This window comes from Halovulum sp. GXIMD14793 (assembly GCF_054457435.1).
In genome coordinates, this window is record NZ_JBTLNE010000100.1 from 1 (window position 1) to 6,122 (window position 6,122).

Annotated in this window: 8 protein-coding genes; 7 read left to right on the plus strand and 1 reads right to left on the minus strand. The window is 52.2% G+C overall.

Annotated features, from left to right (window positions below; all coding sequences use genetic code 11):
- Positions 1–379 precede the first annotated feature (379 nt).
- The 7 genes from ACW9UQ_RS18120 (at position 380) to ACW9UQ_RS18150 (ending at position 4,857) form a co-directional block, all read left to right on the plus strand.
- Positions 380–634, plus strand: a complete 255-nt coding sequence (locus tag ACW9UQ_RS18120) for a type II toxin-antitoxin system HicA family toxin (protein WP_458932395.1) — start codon at positions 380–382, stop codon at positions 632–634.
- Positions 631–978 carry a type II toxin-antitoxin system HicB family antitoxin gene (locus tag ACW9UQ_RS18125; RefSeq protein WP_458932396.1) on the plus strand — a complete coding sequence of 116 codons (348 nt, stop codon included), beginning with the start codon at positions 631–633 and terminating at the stop codon, positions 976–978. The genes ACW9UQ_RS18120 and ACW9UQ_RS18125 overlap by 4 nt, the downstream gene beginning before the upstream one ends.
- Complete coding sequence (locus tag ACW9UQ_RS18130) at positions 975–1,136, plus strand: hypothetical protein (RefSeq protein ID WP_458932397.1); 162 nt, start codon at positions 975–977, stop codon at positions 1,134–1,136. The genes ACW9UQ_RS18125 and ACW9UQ_RS18130 overlap by 4 nt, the downstream gene beginning before the upstream one ends.
- Positions 1,137–1,662: 526 nt before the next feature.
- Positions 1,663–2,877 (plus strand): MobA/MobL family protein, encoded by a 1,215-nt coding sequence (locus tag ACW9UQ_RS18135; protein ID WP_458932398.1) that lies wholly within the window; start codon positions 1,663–1,665, stop codon positions 2,875–2,877.
- A gap of 291 nt (positions 2,878–3,168) precedes the next feature.
- Positions 3,169–4,203 carry a replication initiation protein gene (locus ACW9UQ_RS18140; protein WP_458932399.1) on the plus strand — a complete coding sequence of 345 codons (1,035 nt, stop codon included), beginning with the start codon at positions 3,169–3,171 and terminating at the stop codon, positions 4,201–4,203.
- Positions 4,203–4,574: a helix-turn-helix domain-containing protein gene (locus ACW9UQ_RS18145; RefSeq protein WP_458932402.1), complete on the plus strand. Its 372-nt coding sequence runs from the start codon at positions 4,203–4,205 to the stop codon at positions 4,572–4,574. The genes ACW9UQ_RS18140 and ACW9UQ_RS18145 overlap by 1 nt, the downstream gene beginning before the upstream one ends.
- Positions 4,525–4,857: a hypothetical protein gene (locus ACW9UQ_RS18150; protein ID WP_458932400.1), complete on the plus strand. Its 333-nt coding sequence runs from the start codon at positions 4,525–4,527 to the stop codon at positions 4,855–4,857. The genes ACW9UQ_RS18145 and ACW9UQ_RS18150 overlap by 50 nt, the downstream gene beginning before the upstream one ends.
- A gap of 394 nt (positions 4,858–5,251) precedes the next feature.
- Here ACW9UQ_RS18150 and ACW9UQ_RS18155 read toward each other — a convergent pair whose 3' ends face one another.
- Positions 5,252–5,902: a glutathione S-transferase family protein gene (locus ACW9UQ_RS18155; RefSeq protein ID WP_458932401.1), complete on the minus strand. Its 651-nt coding sequence runs from the start codon at positions 5,900–5,902 to the stop codon at positions 5,252–5,254.
- Between the last annotated feature and the right edge of the window lie 220 nt (positions 5,903–6,122).

The following is a 6,122-nucleotide window of genomic DNA, read 5'->3' on the forward strand; positions in this document are numbered from 1 at the left end:
TCATGGCCTGTGCAGCGAACGGCAGTTGCTGCGATTGCATCCGCTCTGTGTTCTTCAGCTTACATGCCGTTCGCACGTAATGTGATCCGACGCGGATGATTGCAATCCCGTCGCACATAATCTGATTTCATTCGCAGCTAATGTGAGTTTGGCACCCCGGATAGCGTCAAATAATTCGAGCGAGAATCCGGGATGTTTGCAATCCGAGCGCTGGATAAGTGCAATTCACTACAAGTACCTCATCAATGGTATGCTTTTCGCCGCCGCAATCTTCATTGCCCCCCTTGGCATTCTGTATCTCTGGATCAGCAACCGAGGAAATAGCGGCCCGCAATGATGACATGCTTGCATTTTTTGCAAGCATGTATTATATAACCCCATGAACAACAAACACCGCAAAACGCTTGCGACCGTTTTTACAGACCCCGTGTCTGGAACGGTCGAATGGGCAGCAATCGAGAAACTGCTCATCGCGGCTGGAGCCGATGTGATCGAGGGTAACGGCTCACGGGTGCGCTTCGTGAAAGACAACGAAGTTGAGACGTTCCATCGTCCTCACCCAGCTAAGGAAGCCAAGCGGTATCAAGTGCGAGCTGCCCGAACATTTTTGGAAAGGATCGGGGTGACACCATGACAAACACCATGACCTACAAGGGATATTCCGCCCGCATCGAATATGACGATGAAGACGGCATCATGATTGGTCAGATTGCTGGTATTCGCGACGGTGTCGGCTTCCACGCTGATAGCGTGGAAGATTTGAAAGAGGCATTCCACCAAGCTGTCGATGATTACATTGAGACCTGCGCCAAGATCGGGAAAGAGCCGCAGAAGCCGTATTCCGGTCGTGTGATGTTCCGCGTCGATCCAGAGGTTCACCGTAAGGCGGCACAGGCGGCAGAGCTGTCAGGCAAGAGCCTGAACCAATGGGCCGAAGAAGTGCTGAACCGTGCTGCTCATGGCGGACAACCAGCATGACCATGCCATCCCCAGAAACATGGTGGTCAGCACTTTCCAAGCAAGAACAGAACCGCCGTAAAGACGAGCTGGCACGTGAGTTGGAAACGCGCGGTATCGATATTCCTGATAGTGATTACGGCTGGGCTAATGCAGCATATGAGGCAGAACACGCATGACGAATGCCGTGCCGTTCCGCGTCCTTTGCAAGCTTTGCAACACCGTTGCCGAGAGCTGGCACTGGTCCCAAGTCCCAGAGGGACATGAGGAAGGCTTGGCTTCCTGTGAGTGTGGCAAGGTGCAATCGGATTCTCTAGGATTGGGGGCGGATAAGGGCCGTATCCTCACAGAAGAACCCGAAGAGAATTGGGAAGTGATCACCGATTGAAGCCCGCCTAAAAACTCCACAATCGCTCGATACTTGGCGTCTCGCTCATGTGGATTTTTTAGGCTCGCGGCGCTCTTCAAAACCTGACTGACATCGCCAGCCATAAGGCAGGGGAAGGAAGGTTTTGAGCCGCCCGAGGGCGGCTTGGTAAGGGTGCTGGCCGAAGGTCGCAAACCCGCGCAAATCTAGGTCATGAAATGCCCTGAAGATTGGAGTTTCTTGTAGGTCACTATGACCTACCGCACGGGTTTTGGCACAAAACCCATAAGTGCGCCCTCCCTTGACATCGAGGGGGCCGCTACGGTAGCGATATCTCCATGGCAATCTTTCACGTCAGCCACAAAACAGTGGGTCGCTCCACTCATGCCGCCGGAACAGCAGGCGCTCACGCCGATTACATCGAGCGGGAGAAAGCCTGCCGCATTGCCTTCGGTGAACACATGCCAACCAAACGCGGCGAGACCCGCCGTTGGCTTGATGAGCAGGAAGCTGGTGATCGGAAAAACGCACGCGTCATCGACAAGCTGACTCTAGCCTTACCTCTGGAACTCGACGCACAACAACGGGTCGATCTGGTCCGTGCTTTTGTCGAGGAGCTGAGCGAAGGCAAACCCGTTCCGTGGCTCGCTGCGATCCACGACAACGAGCAAGATGCCGACAACCCCCATTGTCACCTGATCATCCGCGACCGACATGTCGAAACGGGCAAGCGAGCCATCGGCATGTCCGAGAAAGGCAGCACCGAACGGGCGCGGGAAACATGGGAGCGAGCAGCAAATACATTCCTGCTGCAAGCGGGGTCCAATGAAAGGATTGATCGGCGCAGTCTCAAAGCCCAACGGGCTGAGCTGTTGGCCGAAGAACCGAAGTACCGAAAGTATCAACCGGAGCTGGCCGACGAAATGTTAGCTCGCGCAGAAGCACTGGATCGCAAACCACAAGGCCACGAAGGCCCACAGTCACGCGAGATCGAACGCAAAGGCCGGCATTCGGAAAAGCTGGAACGGATCAGAAATGCTCGTCAGGGCGTCACAGAGGCTCCACAGCCCTCTCAGGGCGTCACAGAGGCTCCACAGCCCTCTCAGGGCGTCACGATCCGATCAAAAGAAGATCGCCTGCGCCGCCGTCGCGAAAAACAAAGCCAACAACGAGTCCAACTAGAGCGAACCTTAGACAACGGCCCAGAACCAAACGACCCGCCTTTGTGGGGATCTGTCCGAGAAGCTTTCAAAGATATCATCAGCCCTGCTGGCTGGCGTGGTACACTCTGGCAGGTACTAGCGCATTTCAAGCTGGTTGGTGATTGGGTCGAGCTGAATGAAATTAACGATGAACTGCGAGAACAGGCGGTTTCAAAGTTCGAAGCCAAACCTCAGAGCATTCGACAGAAAATTCTTAATGCTTTGAATCTCCCTCTCGAACCGCAGGTAAACGAGCTAACACCTCAGAAGCCCGTTCCTGAAAAGTTGGAAAAGCCTGAGCAACCAAAACCACGTCCCAAGTCTGGCTGGTCCGGTCCATCTGATCCTTGATCAATTCTAAGAAAATCCGACCTTAGCCGCCTGTGGTGAGGTCGGATGGTTGGGCGAAACGTCTCCACAAGCACCAAAACACCCTCAAATTTTTATCAAAAAGCGCGTAGCGCCTTTCTTGTTCTATAAGTTCTATATGTTCATGGATTATAACCCACTGAATTTCCACAAACTTCTCCGTTTAAAGTGGGGTTTCGGGCCGGAAAGGTGGGAAATCGGGCCGGAAAGGTGGGAAATCGGGCCGATTTTACGGAATTGACAGGTGGGATTAACCCAATTATAAAACCCACCATGGGAAAGACGCTAAAAGTGGCCGCAGATCGGGCCTATGACCAAACCAAAACTGTGCTGCCTGGCGAGGTTGCTCAAGGTGTCTACATGCAGAACGCGCCCAGCCTACAGGCGCTCAAGCTGATGCACCTGATGATAGGCAAGGCAGGCGGACGAATGGCAGATGATACAACCCATCAGATGCGCCTATCTGATGTGCGTAAGATCGAGGGTATGAAAAACCATGATCGGGCCAGCCTCACACCGCTTTTTGCAGAACTGGCGGCGGCTGTGATCGTTAGTGATGATCTGGAAAAGCACATAGTGACGATCGGTGGTCTACTCGATGAGGCTCAAATTAATTACCGTGATGAGATCAGTGGTGATCTATCTATCTCATGGGGCTTTGGCCGTACGTTTCGACGCATGGCACAGGAATCCAACCACTGGGCCATTCTGGATCGTCAGGCGGTGTTCCATTTGGGGAGCCGATATTCGGTACTGTTGTTTCAACACATAGCCAGCCTGCAAAACCTCACATACGTTTCCAGCAAGCGTTTCACGGTCTCAGAGTTACGAGCAATGTTTGGTGTTCCAGAAGGAAAGCACAAGCGGTTCGCTGACTTGAAGCGTGACGTTCTGTCCGTAGCCATCAACGAAATAAATAGTGATGTGACGCGGCTGCAACTGACGGTTTCTTACCACAAAATAGGGCGCACTGTGGCCGAGGTGGAAATTGCTTGGGATGTCAAAAAAGACCTGACCAAAGTGAGGGCTGAACAAGATCGCCCGAAAGTCGGCCGCAAAGCGCGACGGAATGGGGCGGCAGAAATGCCAGCACTTACCTTTCCTACGTCTGGATCAGTTAAAGGCACCCAGCCGTGGGACCGTATCGCACGGGACAATGCACCGCGCATTCAAGGGAACCATGTGCCTGACCTTCGTGTCTTAGCTGACACCTTCCGCAAGTGGTGCACAAAAAAATCAATCCCGCTAGATGCGACCAGCATTGAAAAGACGTTCACCACATGGTGCAAAAGTTACTCGGTGCGATGATGGCAGACATACACACCCCGCACAGTGTGCTTGCACACCTATCCCCTGCACAAGCTGCACAGGCTGTATCTGTCTCTAGGTGGACAATCATGAGGGCTATAAAAAACCATGAATTAAAGGCTATCAGGGACAACAAGAACCATTGGAAGATTGATCCCAATGAGCTTGATAGGTGGAGCGCCTCCACTGTGCGCACAGTGGAGGTTGCACAATCTATGCACACCCAAAACGACAGTTCGGAAACGCTAGCTCGTGTCGCTGCATTGCAGGCTGAGAATGAGCAGCTGCGCGAGCGCCTTTCAGAGACAAAAGAAGATCGGGATGCGTGGCGCGAAATGGCGCAACGCCGCCGCTGGTGGCAATGGAAATAAAGGAAACAAGATGAATTTTTTAAAGAGTATTTTTGGCACGATCAACCGCCGTTATTTGGTGCGGGCATATGTAATAGGACTGGCCTTTTACGGGCTTATTTTAGTCATGCTGTTGAACTCTGATTCAGAGCAGAATCCATCATTCATGATCGGCGTCCTTACGATCAGTTTGCTGCTATTTCCGTTCGCAAAGCTCGTCTGGGACGAGCTGCGTGATTTCATCATGGGCGACACAATCATTTTTCAATCGGTCCCTATGCACTTCATCGGGAAGTACCTGTAACGAATTGCACTTATCCGGCGATCGGATTGCAAACATCCCGGATTCTCGCTCGAATTAAATGATCGTATCCGGGATGCCAAACTCACATTAGCTGCGAACGTAATCAGATTATGTGCAACGCGATTGCAATCATCCGCTTCGGATCACATTACGTGCGAACAGGGTTTTCGACGTGTTTTCAGGTGCCAGCCTTCCCATCGAGTTGTTGAGGCGCTAAACTTAGATTGTCAGACGGGATTTCAAGACAAGAACTTTCAGTGGTTGTGGTCCCGCGTCTGGCAGCGCCCTGCCGTCTGGAAAAGGGACGTTTCCCAGACCAGCCGTTCGACCGAACCGCAGCAGATTCAACCAACGAGCCCAATGTGACCGATGCTGCGGGAAGGCCGAATGGCGGCTAAGAAGGTAGAGAGGCGCGCAGTTCTTCATAAGAAATGGCAACATGTTCGCGGTAAGCTTCGCGTGCCATGAGAGCGTCAAAGTACCTTCTTATTGAAGGTAAATCCTGCCTCTGAATTTCAATGTCAAAGTATCGGTAAAGGATGTGGCCAAATTGGATGTCCGCGAGTGTGAAATCTGATCCGCACAGCCATTCATTTTCATATAATTGGCGTTCTGCAATAAGCAACTTTGCTTCAAGTTTCTGGACCGCATCGACGATTGCACTTGGGTCTTGCTGCGGTTTTGGTGTACGTACGACGCGCCAGAAAACAGGTGCTGTAAAACCTAGGGCAACATTGATTTTGGACCACTCGGCCCATTTGTCGACCTGTGCCCGCTGTTTGACTTGTTCTGGCCAAAACGGCTCTCCTCCATAAGCACTGGCCAAATACCTGAGTATGGCACCGGTTTCCCACATTGGCGCATCGTCACCGTCACGTAGAACTGGAACTGTACGATTGGGATTCATAGCGAAAAAGTCGTCGGTGTCCGTAAACCCATAGATATGACCCGCATCTTGTCGCTCATGCGCAAGCCCAAGTTCGCCGATGCACCACATCAATGCTTGGACATTAGATGATGATCTTCTTCCCCAAATTTGAAGCATCGCTCAAACCTCCTGATGTTGGTATTCCCCTTGTCTGATTAAGTGAAAGCGGACCTTTCAACAAGGTATCGCAATGGCCGTTTCGTCCGCGTCTTTCGTGCTCATGGCCTGTGCAGCGAACGGCAGTTGCTGCGATTGCATCCGCTCTGTGTTCTTCAGCTTACATGCCGTTCGCACGTAATGTGATCCGACGCGGATGATTGCAATCCCGTCGCACATA